13 protein-coding genes are annotated in these 14,379 nt (G+C 73.2%); 6 read left to right on the forward strand and 7 right to left on the reverse strand.

Annotated elements, in window-relative coordinates:
- Positions 1–143: 143 nt before the first annotated feature.
- Both ACF07N_RS01900 and ACF07N_RS01905 read right to left on the reverse strand, forming a co-directional pair.
- Positions 144–1,154, reverse strand: a complete 1,011-nt coding sequence (locus ACF07N_RS01900) for an iron-siderophore ABC transporter substrate-binding protein (RefSeq protein ID WP_392107127.1) — start codon at positions 1,152–1,154, stop codon at positions 144–146.
- A gap of 125 nt (positions 1,155–1,279) precedes the next feature.
- Complete coding sequence (locus ACF07N_RS01905; protein ID WP_392107130.1) at positions 1,280–2,233, reverse strand: methionyl-tRNA formyltransferase; 954 nt, start codon at positions 2,231–2,233, stop codon at positions 1,280–1,282.
- A gap of 84 nt (positions 2,234–2,317) precedes the next feature.
- On the opposite strand from ACF07N_RS01905, the gene ACF07N_RS01910 reads away from it, so the two are divergent.
- Both ACF07N_RS01910 and ACF07N_RS01915 read left to right on the forward strand, forming a co-directional pair.
- Positions 2,318–3,661 (forward strand): lysine N(6)-hydroxylase/L-ornithine N(5)-oxygenase family protein, encoded by a 1,344-nt coding sequence (locus ACF07N_RS01910; RefSeq protein ID WP_392107133.1) that lies wholly within the window; start codon positions 2,318–2,320, stop codon positions 3,659–3,661.
- Entirely contained in the window at positions 3,658–4,314 is a 657-nt protein-coding gene (locus tag ACF07N_RS01915) for a class I SAM-dependent methyltransferase (protein WP_392107136.1), read from the forward strand. The genes ACF07N_RS01910 and ACF07N_RS01915 overlap by 4 nt, the downstream gene beginning before the upstream one ends.
- A gap of 12 nt (positions 4,315–4,326) precedes the next feature.
- Here ACF07N_RS01915 and ACF07N_RS01920 read toward each other — a convergent pair whose 3' ends face one another.
- Both ACF07N_RS01920 and ACF07N_RS01925 read right to left on the reverse strand, forming a co-directional pair.
- Complete coding sequence (locus tag ACF07N_RS01920) at positions 4,327–6,573, reverse strand: heavy metal translocating P-type ATPase (protein WP_392107139.1); 2,247 nt, start codon at positions 6,571–6,573, stop codon at positions 4,327–4,329.
- Between the two features lie 3 nt (positions 6,574–6,576).
- A complete protein-coding gene (locus tag ACF07N_RS01925; protein WP_392107142.1) occupies positions 6,577–6,789 on the reverse strand; it encodes a heavy-metal-associated domain-containing protein in 213 nt (70 codons plus the stop codon).
- A gap of 190 nt (positions 6,790–6,979) precedes the next feature.
- Between ACF07N_RS01925 and ACF07N_RS01930 the strand changes: the two genes are divergently transcribed.
- On the forward strand, positions 6,980–7,939 hold the full coding sequence (locus ACF07N_RS01930) for a hypothetical protein (RefSeq protein ID WP_392107145.1): 960 nt from the start codon (positions 6,980–6,982) through the stop codon (positions 7,937–7,939).
- A gap of 3 nt (positions 7,940–7,942) precedes the next feature.
- Here ACF07N_RS01930 and ACF07N_RS01935 read toward each other — a convergent pair whose 3' ends face one another.
- Together ACF07N_RS01935 and ACF07N_RS01940 are read right to left on the reverse strand one after the other, a co-directional pair.
- A complete protein-coding gene (locus tag ACF07N_RS01935; protein ID WP_392107148.1) occupies positions 7,943–9,778 on the reverse strand; it encodes a glycoside hydrolase family 15 protein in 1,836 nt (611 codons plus the stop codon).
- Between the two features lie 63 nt (positions 9,779–9,841).
- Positions 9,842–10,621 carry a DeoR/GlpR family DNA-binding transcription regulator gene (locus ACF07N_RS01940; protein WP_383329089.1) on the reverse strand — a complete coding sequence of 260 codons (780 nt, stop codon included), beginning with the start codon at positions 10,619–10,621 and terminating at the stop codon, positions 9,842–9,844.
- A 158-nt stretch (positions 10,622–10,779) separates the two neighbouring features.
- Between ACF07N_RS01940 and ACF07N_RS01945 the strand changes: the two genes are divergently transcribed.
- A complete protein-coding gene (locus ACF07N_RS01945; protein ID WP_383329092.1) occupies positions 10,780–11,661 on the forward strand; it encodes an SIS domain-containing protein in 882 nt (293 codons plus the stop codon).
- Positions 11,662–11,674: 13 nt separating this feature from the next.
- Positions 11,675–12,535, forward strand: a complete 861-nt coding sequence (locus tag ACF07N_RS01950; protein WP_392107152.1) for a ketose-bisphosphate aldolase — start codon at positions 11,675–11,677, stop codon at positions 12,533–12,535.
- Here ACF07N_RS01950 and ACF07N_RS01955 read toward each other — a convergent pair.
- Positions 12,525–13,655 carry a methyltransferase gene (locus ACF07N_RS01955; RefSeq protein ID WP_392108730.1) on the reverse strand — a complete coding sequence of 377 codons (1,131 nt, stop codon included), beginning with the start codon at positions 13,653–13,655 and terminating at the stop codon, positions 12,525–12,527. The genes ACF07N_RS01950 and ACF07N_RS01955 overlap by 11 nt on opposite strands.
- A 68-nt stretch (positions 13,656–13,723) precedes the next feature.
- Here ACF07N_RS01955 and ACF07N_RS01960 point away from each other — a divergent pair, with 68 nt between their 5' ends.
- Positions 13,724–14,365: an alpha-ketoglutarate-dependent dioxygenase AlkB family protein gene (locus tag ACF07N_RS01960; RefSeq protein ID WP_392107155.1), complete on the forward strand. Its 642-nt coding sequence runs from the start codon at positions 13,724–13,726 to the stop codon at positions 14,363–14,365.
- Positions 14,366–14,379 lie beyond the last annotated feature (14 nt).

Consider the following 14,379-nt stretch of genomic DNA (forward strand, 5'->3'; position numbering starts at 1 on the left):
GCGCGCGGGCGCGACCGCTTGTGGGGGGGGCTGGGGCGGGGGGGGGGGCCGGCCGCCCCGGCCCGCCCGGGGGCCCGCGGGGGGGGGGGGGGGGCCCCCCCCCCCCCCCCCCCCCGCGGCCCCCTCCGTGAGGTCCGGCCGGATCACTTGTCCAGCTTGGCGAACCCGGGTTCCAGGTTGTCCAGCGCCCACGGGATGCCCAGCACGGACGGGCTGCGGAGCTGGCTGATGGTCGCCACGTCGGTCACGACGTAGCGGTCCTCCTCGACCGCGGACATGTTCTTCACCAGCGCGCTGGACTCGAAGGCCTTCTTCAGCTCCGGTGTGGTGAACGCGATGACGACCAGGTCCGCGTCGAGCTTGTCGAGCTGCTCGAAGGACAGTTCGCCGGTGGGGCTGCCGCTGACGGTCTTGATGTTCTTCACCGACGGGGTGAGGCCGAGGCCGATCTCGCTCATCAGCTTCGCCGCGAAGTCGTCCTCCGAGGCGATGGTGTAGATCTTGGCCGGGGTGTTGCCGATGGACAGGCTGTAGGTCCTGCCCGCCAGCCCGGGGTGCTTCGCCTTCACCTCGGCGATGCTGCCCTCGGTGTCCTCGATGGCCTTGGCTGCCTCTTCCTCCCTGCCGACGGCCTTGGCCACCACCTGGACGTGTTCCTGCCAGGTCTGCTTGCCCCATGCCGTCTCGTAGCCGATGGTCGGGGCCACCGCGGAGAGCTTCTTGTAGTTCTTCTCCAGGGTGAAGTCCGAGGTGGCGAGGATCAGGTCGGGCCGCAGCGCCGCGACCTCCTCGAAGTCCACGCCGTTCATGGTGTTCAGGAGCTTGGTCTTCTTGGTGTCGACCCGGTCCTTCAGCCAGGGGTGGACCCCGTCGGCGGCGAAGGCGTCCTTGGAGACGGCGACCGGGGTGACCCCGAGGGCGTACAGGGCGTCGACGTCGTCGGTGCCGCCGTCGCCGATCACCACGATCCGCTCGGGTTCCTTGGTGATCTTCGTGCTGCCGAACTTGTGCGTGATGGTGACCGGGAAGGCGGACGAGGAGTCCGTCCCGGCGTCACCGGAGGAGGGGGCGGAGTCGTCCTCGACGGAGCCGCAGGCTGCCAACCCGGCGGCCAGGGTGACGGTGAGAAGGGTGGTGAGGAGCTTTCTCGGCATGTGCGTCCCTTGTCGCCGGGTACAGGCAGGAGTCATTCGGCCGTCAGTAAAGCAAGGTAAGGCTTACCTCAGCAATGGATTCCGGCCCATCTCCGTTCCCCTGAGCTGATGTGAGGGAGCGTCAGTTACTCACGCGCCGTCAGGTAGCCGCCCATCGTGCGGAAGTAGTCGGTCGCCGCGCACTCCGTGCCGTCCTCCGTGCGCAGCCGCCGGATGACGAGCCCCGGGCAGCGGCCGGTGTGCGCCTCCGGTCCGGCCACGACGACCACGCCGTCGCCCTCGCGGATGAAGATGCGCCCGGGCGTGCCGCCGTAACGCCCTTGCGACACGGCGGCCGAGGTGATCCGCAGCCGCCGCCCGCGGTGGAACGTGTACGCGTTGGGATAGGGGTCCGACTGGGCGCGCACGAGCCGTTCGAGCCGCTCGGCGGGCCAGGTCCAGTCGATGCGGCTGTCCTCGTCGGAGCGCTTGTGGAAGAAGCTCGCCCGGCTGCGGTCCTGCGGCACCCACTGCCCGGCGTCCCGTCCGCTCGCGATCAGGTCGAGCGACTCGCGCACAATCGGGGCGATGAGACCGACGGTGCGGTGGAACAGGTCGGTCGCGGTGTCGGCCGGGCCGACGGGCACCGCGCGCTGCACCAGGATGTCTCCGGCGTCGAGTTCGCCGTTCATGCGGTGCGCGGTCACGCCGACGCGCTCCTCGCCGTTGAGGAGCGCCCAGATGATCGGCGAGAAGCCGGCGTACGACGGCAGCAGCGAGTCGTGGATGTTGAGGGTGCCGTGCGGTGGGAGGCCGAACACCTCCGGGGGCAGCCAGGTGCGCCAGTTGTTGGCGACGATCAGGTCCGGGCGGGCCGCGCGCAGCGCGTCGAGGAGTTCGGGGTCGTCGGGCCGGTTGCGCAGGAGGACCGGGACGTCGTGCTTCGCGGCGAGTTCGGCGACGGAGTCGTCCCAGATCCTCTCGTAGGCGTGGTCGCTCTTGGGATGGGTGACGACGAGGACGACCTCGTGGTCGGTGTCCAGCAGGGCTTGGAGCGTGCGGTGACCCCAGGTCTGATAGCCGAACATGGCGACGCGCATGCGGTTCTCCCTCTCCGGCGGCTCCATTGCAAGGTAAGGCTAACCTTATCTAACATGTGGCTGCCTGAGGGAGGCGATGCCACGGTGAACTCACCGCTCACGGGATCGGACACCACGGACACCACCTACGACGTCCTCGGAATTGGCTTCGGGCCGTCGAACCTCGCCCTCGCCATAGCGATCGAGGAACACAACGCGGGGGTCCCGCCGGAGCGCCGGCTCAACGCCCTCTTCCTGGAACGCCAGCCCCGCTTCGGCTGGCACCGGGGCATGCTCATCGACGACGCCACGATGCAGGTGTCGTTCCTCAAGGACCTCGTCACCCTGCGCGATCCGGCCAGCGACTACAGCTTCCTGTGCTTCCTGCGCGAGCGCGGCCGGCTCGTCGACTTCCTCAACCAGAAGACGCTCTTCCCGCTGCGGGTGGAGTTCCACGCGTATTTCGAGTGGGCCGCCGCCCGCGTCCGGCACCTGGTGGCCTACGACCGCGAGGTGACGGCCGTCGACCCGGTGCGCGACGCGTCGGGCACCGTGACCGGCTTCGACGTGGTCTGCGCCGGCCCGGGGGTGACGTACCGCGCCGCCGACCTCAGCGTCGCCGTCGGCCTGGAACCGCACGTGCCGCCCGGCGTCGAGCTGTCCGAACGGGTCTGGCACACCAGCCAGTTACTGCCCCGGGTCGCCGAACTACGGGACCGCGGCACGCCGGTGCGCCGGGCCGTCGTCCTGGGCGCGGGCCAGAGCGCCGCCGAGACGGTCGACTACCTGCACCGCTCCTTCCCCGAGGCCGAGGTCTGCTCGGTCTTCGCCAAGTACGGCTACACCCCGGCCGACGACAGCCCGTTCGCCAACCGCATCTTCGACCCGGAGGCGGTGGACGTGTACTTCGGCTCGCCCTCCGAGGTCAAGCGGTCCCTGTTCGACTACCACCGCTCCACCAACTACTCCGTCGTCGACACGGACCTCATCGAGGCCCTGTACGCGACCTCCTACCAGGAGAAGGTCGCCGGCCGGGAGCGGCTGCGCTTCCTCAACGTCTCCCGCATCCGGGACGTCCGCACGCGCCCCGACGGCTGTCTCGACGTCGTCGTGGAGTTCCTGCCGACCGGGGAGCAGCGGGTGCTGGAGGCCGACGTGCTCGTGCACGCGACCGGCTACCGGCCCCGGGACCTCACCACCCTGCTCGGCGAGGCGGCCAAGGTCTGCCTGCGCGACGACGAGGACGCCCTGCGCGTCCGCCGGGACCACCGCGCCGAGACCGCGCCGGACGTGACGGCCGGCATCTACCTCCAGGGCGGCACGGAACACACCCACGGCCTCACCTCGACGCTGCTGTCGACGACCGCGATCCGCGCCGGCGAGATCCACCGCTCCCTGCTGGACCGGCGCGGCGGGACCCCGCGCCCCTCCGCAGGGCCGGGGACATGACCTCACCGGTCCACCGGGTCCTGCGCGCGCTCGACCGCTTCCACGCGGACCGCCCGTGGGACCACAACGCCCGCTTCCACCCCTGGATCCTGCGCCGCCTCCCCGCCCGGGTGGACAGCGCCCTGGACGTGGGGTGCGGCAGCGGTGACCTCGCCCGGCTGCTGGCCGGCCGGGCCCGGCACGTGCACGCGGTGGACGCCGACCCGGTGATCACGGCCCGGGCCCGGGAGCTGACCCCCGCGGCGGTCCCGGTGACGTACGCGGTGGCCGAGGCGCCGGCCGGGCTTCCCGGCCGGACCTTCGACGTCGTCACCTGCGTCGCCGTGCTCCACCACCTGCCGCTCACCGAGGCCCTGGTGGCCTTCCGTGACCGGCTGGCCCCCGGTGGCGTCCTGGTGGTCGTCGGTCTGCACCGGGCCCGCACGCCCGTCGACCACCTGCTGAGCCTCGCCTCGGTGCCGCTCAACATCGCCCTCGCGCTGCTGAGGAACCGGGGCCGCGGGGCGCCGCCCCCGGTCTCGCTGTCCGCCCCGGCCAGGCCGGCGCGGACGGCCTTTCCCGAGATCGCCCGCGTGGCGCGCGCCGTGCTGCCGGGCGCGCGCCTGCGCCGCCGTCTGTTCTGGCGCTACACGCTGGTGTGGCACCGCCGCTGACCGGCTCCGGCGTCAGTCCGCGGCGCGGAAGGCCCGCAGCCGCAGGGAGTTGCCGACCACGAAGACCGAGGAGAAGGCCATGGCCGCTCCGGCGATCATCGGGGTGAGCAGGCCCGCGGCGGCCAGCGGCAGGGCCGCCACGTTGTAGGCGAAGGCCCAGAAGAGGTTCGAGCGGATGGTGCCGAGGGTGCGGCGGGCGAGCCGGATGGCGTCCGCCGCGGCCCGCAGGTCGCCCCGGACGAGGGTCAGGTCGCCGGCCTCGATCGCGGCGTCCGTGCCCGTGCCCATCGCGAGCCCCAGATCGGCCCGGGCGAGGGCCGCCGCGTCGTTGACGCCGTCGCCGACCATGGCGACCGAACGGCCCTGCTCCTGCAGCTTCCTGACGACCTCCACCTTGTCCTCGGGGAGCACCTCGGCGATGACCTCCTCGATGCCCACCTCGCGGGCGACGGACTCGGCGACGGCCCGGTTGTCACCGGTCAGCAGCAGGGGCGTGAGCCCCAGTGCGCGCAGCCGCCGGACGGCCTCCGCGCTCGTCTCCTTCACCGCGTCGGCGACCTCCAGCACCGCCCGTGCCGCACCGTCCCAGGCGACGGTGACCGCCGTGCGCCCGGCGTCCTCGGCCGCCGCCCGGGCCCGCGCCAGGCCGTCCGGCAGCTCGATCGCCCAGTCGGCCAGCAGCCGCTCCCGGCCCACGAGCACCGCGTGGCCCTCGACGACACCCTGGACGCCCAGTCCGGGCACGTTGGCGAAGTCCTCAGGCCCGGGCAGGGTGCCCAGCTTCTGCAGCGCCCCGTCGGCGACCGCCCGGGCGACCGGGTGCTCGGAGGAGTGCTCCAGCGCCCCGGCCAGCCGCAGCACCTCGGCCTCGTCGGTGCCCTCGGCGGTGTGCACGGCCAGCAGCGTCATCCGGCCGGTGGTGACGGTGCCGGTCTTGTCGAGGACGACGGTGTCGACGCGGCGGGTGGACTCCAGCACCTCCGGGCCCTTGATGAGGATGCCCAGTTGGGCGCCCCGCCCGGTGCCGACCATCAGCGCGGTCGGGGTGGCGAGTCCCAGGGCGCACGGGCAGGCGATGACCAGGACGGCGACCGCGGCGGTGAAAGCGGCCGTCAGCCCGGCGCCGTTGCCGAGCCAGAAGCCCAGCGTGCCCAGCGCCAGGGCGATCACGACCGGCACGAAGACGGCCGAGATCCGGTCCGCGAGCCGCTGCGCGGCGGCCTTGCCGTTCTGCGCGTCCTCCACCAGCCGGGCCATCCGGGCCAGTCGGGTGTCGGACCCGACACGCGTGGCCCGCACGACGAGCCGCCCGCCGGCATTGATCGTGGCACCCGTGACCGGGTCCCCGGCGCCCACCTCCACCGGCACGGACTCGCCGGTGAGCATCGACGCGTCCACCGCCGACGACCCCTCGACGACCGTCCCGTCGGTGGCGATCTTCTCCCCGGGCCGGACCAGGAACCGGTCCCCGACCCGCAACTCGTCCACCGGGACCGTCCGTTCACGGCCGTCGTCGCGCAGCACGGTGACGTCCTTCGCGCCCAGCTCCAGCAGCGCCCGCAGCGCCGCCCCCGCCTTGCGCTTGGCCCGGGCCTCGAAGTACCGCCCCGCCAGGATGAAGGCGGTGACGCCCGCGGCGGCCTCCAGGTAGATGTTGCCCGCCCCGTCCGTGCGCTCGATGGTCAGCTCGAAGGGGTGGGTCATGCCCGGGGTCCCCGCCGTGCCGAAGAACAGCGCCCACAGCGACCACAGGAACGCGGCCGACGTGCCCACCGAGATCAGCGTGTCCATGGTGGCCGCGCCGTGGCGGGCGTTGACGAAGGCCGCCTTGTGGAAGGGCCACGCCGCGTACGTGACGACGGGGGCGGCCAGGGTGAGCGACAGCCACTGCCAGTACTCGAACTGCAGGGCCGGAATCATGGCCATGGCCACGACGGGCACCGCCAGGACCACGGCCGTGATCAACCGCTCGCGCAGCGGCCGCAGTTCGTCGGGTACGGCGGCCGGTTCGCCGGGCGCCTCGGCGGGCGCGGGCTCCTGGGCCGTGTACCCGGTCGCCTCCACCGTGGCGATCAGGTCGCCGACGGACACGTCGCCGGAGTAGCTGACCTTCGCCTTCTCGGTGGCGTAGTTGACGGTGGCGGTGACCCCCTCCATGCGGTTGAGCTTCTTCTCGATGCGCGCCGCGCAGGAGGCGCAGGTCATGCCGCCGATGGCGAGCTCCACCTCGGCGGCGGTGCCGGTCGTGCCGGTGATCATGGCTCAGACCCTCCCCGTGAGCTCGTAGCCGGCCTCGTCGACGGCCTCGGCGATCACGGCGTCGTCGGGCTCGCCGGCGCTGGTGACCGTGACGTGCCCGGCGTCGAGGTCGACCTCGACGCCGCTGACGCCGTCCAGCTCGCCGATGACCCCGGTGAGCGTGGCCTTGCAGTGACCGCAGGACATCCCGGCGACGGCGTAGGTGGTGGCGGGCATCGGTGCCTCCTCTGAGTGAATCCATCAAATACGGGGCGGGGGTATGCCCCGTCGCTTTCCTGTATACCCCCGAGGGGTATAGGATGCAAGCGTGAGCACGGCTTGACTTGGTACCCCCCAGGGGTATGGTGAAGTGCAAGAAGGCCCCGCATCCGAGCGGGAGGCCCGGTATCTGAAGGAGCCGAAGGCCATGAACACCGGACTGAAGATCACCACCTTCGCCGCCGCCCTGGCCGCCACGTTCGGCACGGCCTACGGCGTCGGCCAGGGCATCGGCCCGGTCGTCGCCGACGACCCGCCGCAGCACCGGGACGGGCACACCCGGCCCGGGCCCCGGCCGGCGCAGCCCGGCGGGCACGCGGGACACGGCACGCCCCCGGCGGGCGGGCTGCAGGTCTCCGAGGGCGGCTACACCCTCGACCTCGCCACGCCGCGCGTCACCGCGGGGCAGCGCACCGAACTGCGGTTCACGGTCCGGGACACCCAGGGCCGCCCCGTCACCGCCTACCGGCGCGAGCACGACAAGGAACTGCACCTCGTCGTGGCCTCACGCGACCTGCTCACGTACCGGCACCTGCACCCCGCCCGCGCCGCCGACGGCACCTGGAGCATCCCCGTCGACCTGCCCCACGCGGGCGGCTACCGCGTCTTCGCCGACTTCACCCCGGCGCGCCGGGGCGCGAAGAACCTCACCCTCGGCGCCGACCTGGCCGCCTCGGGCCCCTACCGGCCGAAGGAACTGCCCGCCCCGAGCACCAGGGCCGAGACCAACGGCTACGACATCGAACTGGCCGGCGCCCTGCACCCCGGCAAGGCGAGCGAACTGAAACTGAAGGTCTCCCGCGACGGCAAGCCCGTCACCGACCTCCAGCCCTACCTCGGCGCCTACGGCCACCTGGTCGCCCTGCGCTCCGGCGACCTCGCCTACCTGCACGTCCACCCGAACGGCGAACCCGGCGACGGCACCACCCGGCCCGGCCCCGGCATCTCGTTCACGGCCACGGCACCCAGCACCGGCTCCTACCGCCTGTTCCTCGACTTCAAGCACGAGGGAAAGGTCCACACGGCGGCGTTCACCGTCCGCGCCGGTGCGGCGGCGGCCGCCCCCGCCACCCCCGAGGACCACGCGGACGACGGTCACGGGCACTGAGCCTCAGCCGAGGGCCCGGTCCAGATGGAAGGCCGCGCTGATGAGCGCGAGATGCGTGAACGCCTGCGGGAAGTTGCCCTGCTGCTCCCCGGTGTGGCTGATCTCCTCGGCGTACAGGCCGAGATGGTTGGCGTAGGTCAGCATCTTCTCGAAGGCCAGGCGCGCCTCGTCGATCCGGCCGGCGTGCACCATCGCCTCGACGTACCAGAACGAGCAGATGGAGAACGTGCCCTCGTCGCCGCGCAGCCCGTCGGGGCTGGAGCGCGGGTCGTAGCGGTAGACGAGCGAGTCGGACACCAGCTCCTCGGTCAGCGCGTCCAGCGTCGACAGCCACTTCGGGTCGGTCGGGGCGATGAACTTCGTCAGCGGCATCATCAGCACGGCCGCGTCCAGCACGTCGCCGTCCTCGTGCTGCACGAAGGCCCGGCGCCGCTCGGACCAGCCCCGGCTCATGATCCGCCGGTAGATCGTGTCGCGGCACTCCCGCCAGCGGGGCAGGTCGGCGGGCAGTCCGCGCCGGTTGGCCATCCGCACGGCCCGCTCGATCGCCACCCAGCACATCAGCCGTGAGTACAGGAAGTTCCTGCGCCCGCCCCGGGTCTCCCAGATCCCCTCGTCGGGCTGGTCCCAGTGCGCGCACACCCAGTCCACCAGGGCGCACACGTCGTCCCACTGGCCGCTGGAGACGGGCTGGGCCCACTTGTCGTAGAGGTAGATGGAGTCGATCAGGGCGCCGTAGATGTCCAGCTGGAGCTGGTCGGCCGCCGCGTTGCCGACCCGGACCGGGGCCGAGCCGTGGTGGCCCTCCAGGTGGTCCAGCTCCCGCTCGGGCAGCTCCGTGCGCCCGTCGATGCCGTACATGATCTGCAGCGGACCGGAGTGCCGGCCGTCTCCGGGGCTGATGTGCCGGGTGACGAACCCCATGAATGCCTCGGCCTCGCCGGTGAAGCCCAGCCTGAGCAGGGCGTAGACGCAGAAGGCCGCGTCCCGCACCCACACGTAGCGGTAGTCCCAGTTGCGTTCGCCGCCGAGCCGTTCCGGCAGGCTCGTCGTGGGCGCGGCGACGATCGCGCCGGTCGGCGCGTAGGTGAGCAGCTTCAGCGTCAGGGCCGAGCGGTGCACCATCTCCCGCCAGCGGCCCTTGTACCGGGACGCGGGCAGCCAGCGCCGCCAGTACGCCACGGTCGCCGCGAACTGCTCCTCGGCCTCCGTGTGCGCACACCGGCGGGGCGTCACGTCGCCGCCGACCTTGTCCAGCGCGAACACCGCCGACTCGCCCTCGGAGAGCTTGAAGTCCCCGTGGACGTCCACGCCGTCGTCCTCCAGCGGCACGGTCGCGGTCAGCGCGAGCGCCATCCCCTCGGCCTCGAAGACCGCCGTCTCGCCGGTCAGCCGGACGGTGTGCGGCCGGGCGCCGTAGTCGAACCGCGGCGCGACGCGGGTACGGAACGGGATCGAGCCGCGCACGCACACCACCCGCCGGATCAGCCGGTGCCGCTCGGCCTCGGCCGGTTCGCCGTCGACCGGCATGAAGTCCTGCACCTCGCCGACGCCGTCCTCGGTGAAGAACCGGGTGATCAGCACGTTGGTGTCGGGGAAGTAGAACTGCTTCGTGCGGGCCGGCACGGCCGCCGCCAGCTCGAAGCAGCCGCCGCGTTCGGCGTCCAGGATCGCGGCGAAGACACTCGGCGCGTCGAAGGCCGGGCAGCAGTACCAGTCGATCGTGCCGTCGGTGCCCACCAGGGCCACACTGCGCAGATCACCGATCAGCCCGTGGTCCGCGATCGGCACGTACCGCCGGCCGCCCGGCACGTCCCGGTCCTGCGCCGTTGCGCCCATGACAGCCTCCCCGGCGGGTGCGTCTCAGCCCCAGCCTAGGACGGCCGGCTCTCCGGCGCGCCGTCACACCGTGAGGACCCGCAGGCCGGCCTCCTCGAAGGCCCGTACCGTCGCCGGGGCGGCCGCCGTGTCCGTGACCAGCGTGTCCACCGCCTCCGCCGCGCAGATCCGGGCGAACGCCCGCTGCCCCAGCTTGCTGGAGTCGGCGGCCACGACCACCCGCTCCGCCCGCTCGCACAGCAGCCGGTTGACCGCTGCCTCCGCCTCGTCGTGCGCCGCGGCGCCGTGCGCCACGTCGAAGGCGACGACGCCCAGCACCGCCACGTCGACGGTGATCTGCCCGAGCACCCCGTCCGCGAGCGGCCCGACCAGCTCGTACGACTGGGCCCGCGCGACGCCGCCGGTCAGCACGATCTTGAACTGGGGCCGCACGGCCAGCTCGCTCGCGATGTTCAGCGCGTTCGTCACCACGGTCAGCGCGGGGGAGCCGGATGCCAGATCCCCGCGCACGGCCAGGGCCCGGGCCACCTCCGTCGTGGTCGTGCCGCCGGTCAGCCCGACCGCCTCCCCGGGCGCCACCAGGTCCGCGACGGCCTGGGCGATGCGCTGCTTCTCCGAGGCGTGCCGGGCCGTCTTGTAGCGCAGCGGCAGCTCGTAGGAGACGCCGTGCACGACGGCCCCGCCCCGGGTGCGCACCAGCATCTGCTGCTCGGCGAGCCGGTCGAAGTCCCGGCGGATCGTCGCCGCCGACACACCCAGCTCCCCGGCCGCGTCCTCGACGTCCAGCCGGCCGCGCTCCACGAGCAGTTCCAGCAGCGCCTGCCAGCGGGCGTCGCGTGACATCCCCACCTCCACGTCTCGGTCTCCCGGTGACCCTAACGCAGCCGATAGACCCCGCCGGATGCTTGATGATGCTCGGAAATCGGCGATATCTTGCATCAACAAGCACGCCGGGCGCGGCTGCCAGGGCGCGCCCGACCCAACGGCCCGGAGGGCGCGCCATGACGCATGTCGAGGACGAGCTGACCAGCCAGCCCGAGTGCTGGACCAGGGCCGCCTCCGAGGCGGCGGACCACGCGCCCGTGCTGCCGGAACCGGGCGAGCGCGTCGCGATCGTCGGCTGCGGCACCTCGTACTTCATGGCACAGGCCGCCGCGGCCCTGCGCGAGGGCGCGGGCCACGGCGAGACCGACGCGTTCGCCGCCTCGGAGTTCCCGCACGGCCGCGCCTACGACCGGGTCGTCGCCCTCACCCGCTCCGGCACCACGACCGAAGTCCTCGACCTGCTCGGCCGGCTGAAGGGCCGCACCCGCACCACGGCGATCACCGCCGACCCGGACACCCCCGTGCGAGCGGCCGCCGACGACCTCGCCGTCCTCGCCTGGGCCGACGAACGCTCCGTCGTCCAGACCCGGTTCGCCACCACCGCCCTCACCCTTCTGCGCGCCCACCTCGGCCTCCACCCCGACGCAGCCGTCGCCGACGCCCGCACCGCCCTGGCGGAACCCCTGCCCGAAGGGCTCGTCGAATGCGGGCAGTTCACGTTCCTCGGCCGCGGCTGGACCGTCGGCCTGGCGAACGAGGCCGGGCTGAAGATGCGCGAGGCCGCCCTCGCCTGGGCGGAGGCGTACCCGGCGATGGAGTACCGGCACGGCCCCATCAGCGTCAGCACCACGGGCACGGCGACCTGGATGTTCGGGGAGGCCCCGGACGGCCTCGCCGAACAGGTCCGTGCCACCGGGGCGTCGTGGATCGCCGGCGACCTGGACCCGCTCGCCGGACTCGTCCGCGCCCAGCGCCTCGCGGTCGCCGTCGCCGCGTCCCGTGGACTGGATCCCGACCGCCCCCGCCACCTCACGCGCTCGGTGATCCTCGCGCCCTGACCCTGGAGACCCCGTGCCCCTCACCACCACCGGCGACCTCGTCGCCCGCGCCGCCGCGGCCCGCTCCGCCGTCGCCTCGTTCAACATCATCACGCTGGAGCACGTCGAGGCCGTCGTCGCCGGCGCCGAGTCCGCGCACGCCCCCGTCGTCCTCCAGGTCAGCGAGAACGCGGTCCGGTTCCGCGGCGGACGGCTGCTGCCGCTCGCCCGGGCCGCCGCCGCGGCCGCCGAACACGCCGCCGTACCCGTTGCCCTCCACCTCGACCACGTGCAGAGCGACGCCCTGCTGTACCAGGCGGCGGACGCCGGGTTCAGCTCCGTGATGTACGACGCGGCCCGCCTGCCCTACGAGGAGAACCTCGCCGCCACCCGGGCGGCGGCCGACTGGGCGCACGCCCACGGCCTGTGGATCGAGGCCGAGCTGGGCCAGATCGGCGGCAAGAACGGCAGACCCCCGCTGGACGCCCACGCCCCGGGCGCCCGCACCGACCCCGAGGAGGCCCGCGCGTTCGTCGCTGACTCGGGCGTGGACGCCCTGGCCGTCGCCGTCGGCAGCGCCCACGCCATGACCACCCGGACCGCGGCCCTCGACCACGCGCTCCTCAAGCGCCTGTCGGCCGCCCTGGACGTCCCGCTGGTGCTGCACGGCTCCTCCGGCGTCCCCGACGGCGAACTCACGGCCGCGATCGCGGGCGGCATCACCAAGGTCAACATCGGCACGGCCCTGAACATCGCGCTGACCGGCGCCCTCCGCGACTTCCTCACCGACCGCCCGGAAGCGGTCGACCCGCGCGGCTACCTCGCCGTCGCCCGCGAGGCCATGACCCGGGCGGTGGCCCGGACCCTCAGGACGCTCGGCGCGCCTACCGCTTGACCGCCTTCAGCACCACGAACTTCGGATCGCTCGCCACGACCCGGCTGTTGCCGAACAGCCTCCGCAGCGTCACGTGGTAGCCCAGGTGCCGGTTGCCGACCACCCACAGCTCCCCGCCGGGCCGCAGCACCCGCCGGGCCCCGCTGAACATCCGCCGGGCCGTGGCGTCGGTCGTCGCCTGGTGGGAATGGAACGGCGGGTTGTTCAGGACCAGGTCGGCACTGCCGGACGGCACCCCCGCCAGCCCGTCGCCCACCCGGAACTCGGCCTTCCCCGGCGCCCCGTTCGCCGTGTACGTGGCCTCTGCGGAGGCCACGGCCTGGAACGACTCGTCCACGAACAGCACCTCGGCGCCCGGGTCGGCCAGCGCCACCGCCGTCCCCACGACCCCGTTGCCGCACCCCAGGTCCACCACCCGGCCGCCCCCGGCCGCCGGCAGGTGCCGCAGGAAGAACCGCGTGCCGATGTCGAGCCGGTCCGCGCAGAAGACGCCCGCGTGGTTGACCACGGTGCGCCCGGAGACGGCACCGATACCGTCCGGCAGCGTGTAGACGTACGGCCACGGACCGGCCGGCCGCTCCACAGCCGGATCCGGAGTGCAGAAGATCAGCCGCGCCTTCTTCTCGGCCAGCGAGGTGCGGGTCGGGCCGAGGATCCGCTCGAACAGCCGGAGCGTCGAGGTGTGGATCTCCTTCACCATCCCCGTGCCCACGACCACCGTGCCCGCGTGCACGGCCGGGGCCAGCCGCAGCAACTGGTCCTCCAGCAGCGCCAGGCTCTTGGGCACCCGCACCAGCAGCACGTCGACCCGCTCGGGCGGCGGGTCCTGGGTGGTGAGCAGCCGGACCGCGTCCGGCTCCACCCCGGCCCGCGCCAGGTTCGCGCGCGTCGCCTGCTGCGTCAGGTACGAGTCGGTGATCTGCACCGGCCGGTGCGCCGCGAGCGCCGTGACCAGCGCGCCCCAGCGGTCCCCGGCCACCACGACCGTGCCCGACAGCGGCACTTCCCGCGCGGCCAGGTGCCGCAGCAGGTACTCGTCGGAGGCGTCCCAGGCGCGCAGCGTCTCGCGCGGGTCCTCGGGGAAACGGGTCAGCGCGAGCGCGCCCCACGGCGTCGTCATACGGTCGTTCATCGTGCGACCAGGCTAGCCGAGCCGCAGCTCAGCCCCGGTCGGGCAGGATGGAGGGCATGGACGGCGAACTGTTCCCCAGGACCCGTGCCCAGGTCGCGCCGGGCGCGGTGCACGTGCCGGACTGGCTGGACTCCGAGGAGCAGCGGGACCTGCTCGACGCCTGCCGTGCCTGGGCCCGGCCGCCCGCCGGGCTGCGCACGGTCCGCACCCCCGGCGGCGGCACCATGACCGCCCGGCAGGTCTGCCTGGGCTGGCACTGGTACCCCTACGGCTACGCCCGCACGGTCACCGACGGCGACGGCGCCCCGGTCAAGCCCTTCCCGGACTGGCTCGGCGACCTGGGCCGCCGGGCGGTGCGCGACACCCTCGGGGACCCGGCGCCCGCCTACGACATCGCGCTCATCAACTTCTACGGCGGCGACGCCCGTATGGGCATGCACCGCGACAGCGACGAGAAGTCCGGCGCGCCCGTGGTGTCACTGAGCCTGGGCGACACCTGCGTCTTCCGCTTCGGCAACCCCGAGACGCGTACCCGGCCCTGGACCGACGTCGAGTTGCGCAGCGGCGACCTGTTCGTCTTCGGCGGCCCCTCCCGGCTCGCCCACCACGGGGTGCCCCGGGTGCACGCGGGCACGGCGCCGCCCGGGCTCGGCCTGGACGGACGGCTCAACATCACGCTGCGGGTCAGCGGCCTGTAGGCCGCCGCTCCCGC

This window comes from Streptomyces sp. NPDC015242, from assembly GCF_043079125.1.
Taxonomy (GTDB): domain Bacteria; phylum Actinomycetota; class Actinomycetes; order Streptomycetales; family Streptomycetaceae; genus Streptomyces.

Bases quoted from the DNA above. Each gene is read 5' to 3' on its own strand.
- ACF07N_RS01900 (WP_392107127.1), bottom strand. From the start codon at position 1,154: ATGCCGAGAAAGCTCCTCACCACCCTTCTCACCGTCACCCTGGCCGCC.
- ACF07N_RS01905 (WP_392107130.1), bottom strand. From the start codon at position 2,233: ATGCGCGTCGCCATGTTCGGCTATCAGACCTGGGGTCACCGCACGCTC.
- ACF07N_RS01915 (WP_392107136.1), top strand. From the start codon at position 3,658: ATGACCTCACCGGTCCACCGGGTCCTGCGCGCGCTCGACCGCTTCCAC.
- ACF07N_RS01920 (WP_392107139.1), bottom strand. From the start codon at position 6,573: ATGATCACCGGCACGACCGGCACCGCCGCCGAGGTGGAGCTCGCCATC.
- ACF07N_RS01925 (WP_392107142.1), bottom strand. From the start codon at position 6,789: ATGCCCGCCACCACCTACGCCGTCGCCGGGATGTCCTGCGGTCACTGC.
- ACF07N_RS01930 (WP_392107145.1), top strand. From the start codon at position 6,980: ATGAACACCGGACTGAAGATCACCACCTTCGCCGCCGCCCTGGCCGCC.
- ACF07N_RS01935 (WP_392107148.1), bottom strand. From the start codon at position 9,778: ATGGGCGCAACGGCGCAGGACCGGGACGTGCCGGGCGGCCGGCGGTAC.
- ACF07N_RS01940 (WP_383329089.1), bottom strand. From the start codon at position 10,621: ATGTCACGCGACGCCCGCTGGCAGGCGCTGCTGGAACTGCTCGTGGAG.
- ACF07N_RS01945 (WP_383329092.1), top strand. From the start codon at position 10,780: ATGACGCATGTCGAGGACGAGCTGACCAGCCAGCCCGAGTGCTGGACC.
- ACF07N_RS01955 (WP_392108730.1), bottom strand. From the start codon at position 13,655: ATGACGACGCCGTGGGGCGCGCTCGCGCTGACCCGTTTCCCCGAGGAC.
- ACF07N_RS01960 (WP_392107155.1), top strand. From the start codon at position 13,724: ATGGACGGCGAACTGTTCCCCAGGACCCGTGCCCAGGTCGCGCCGGGC.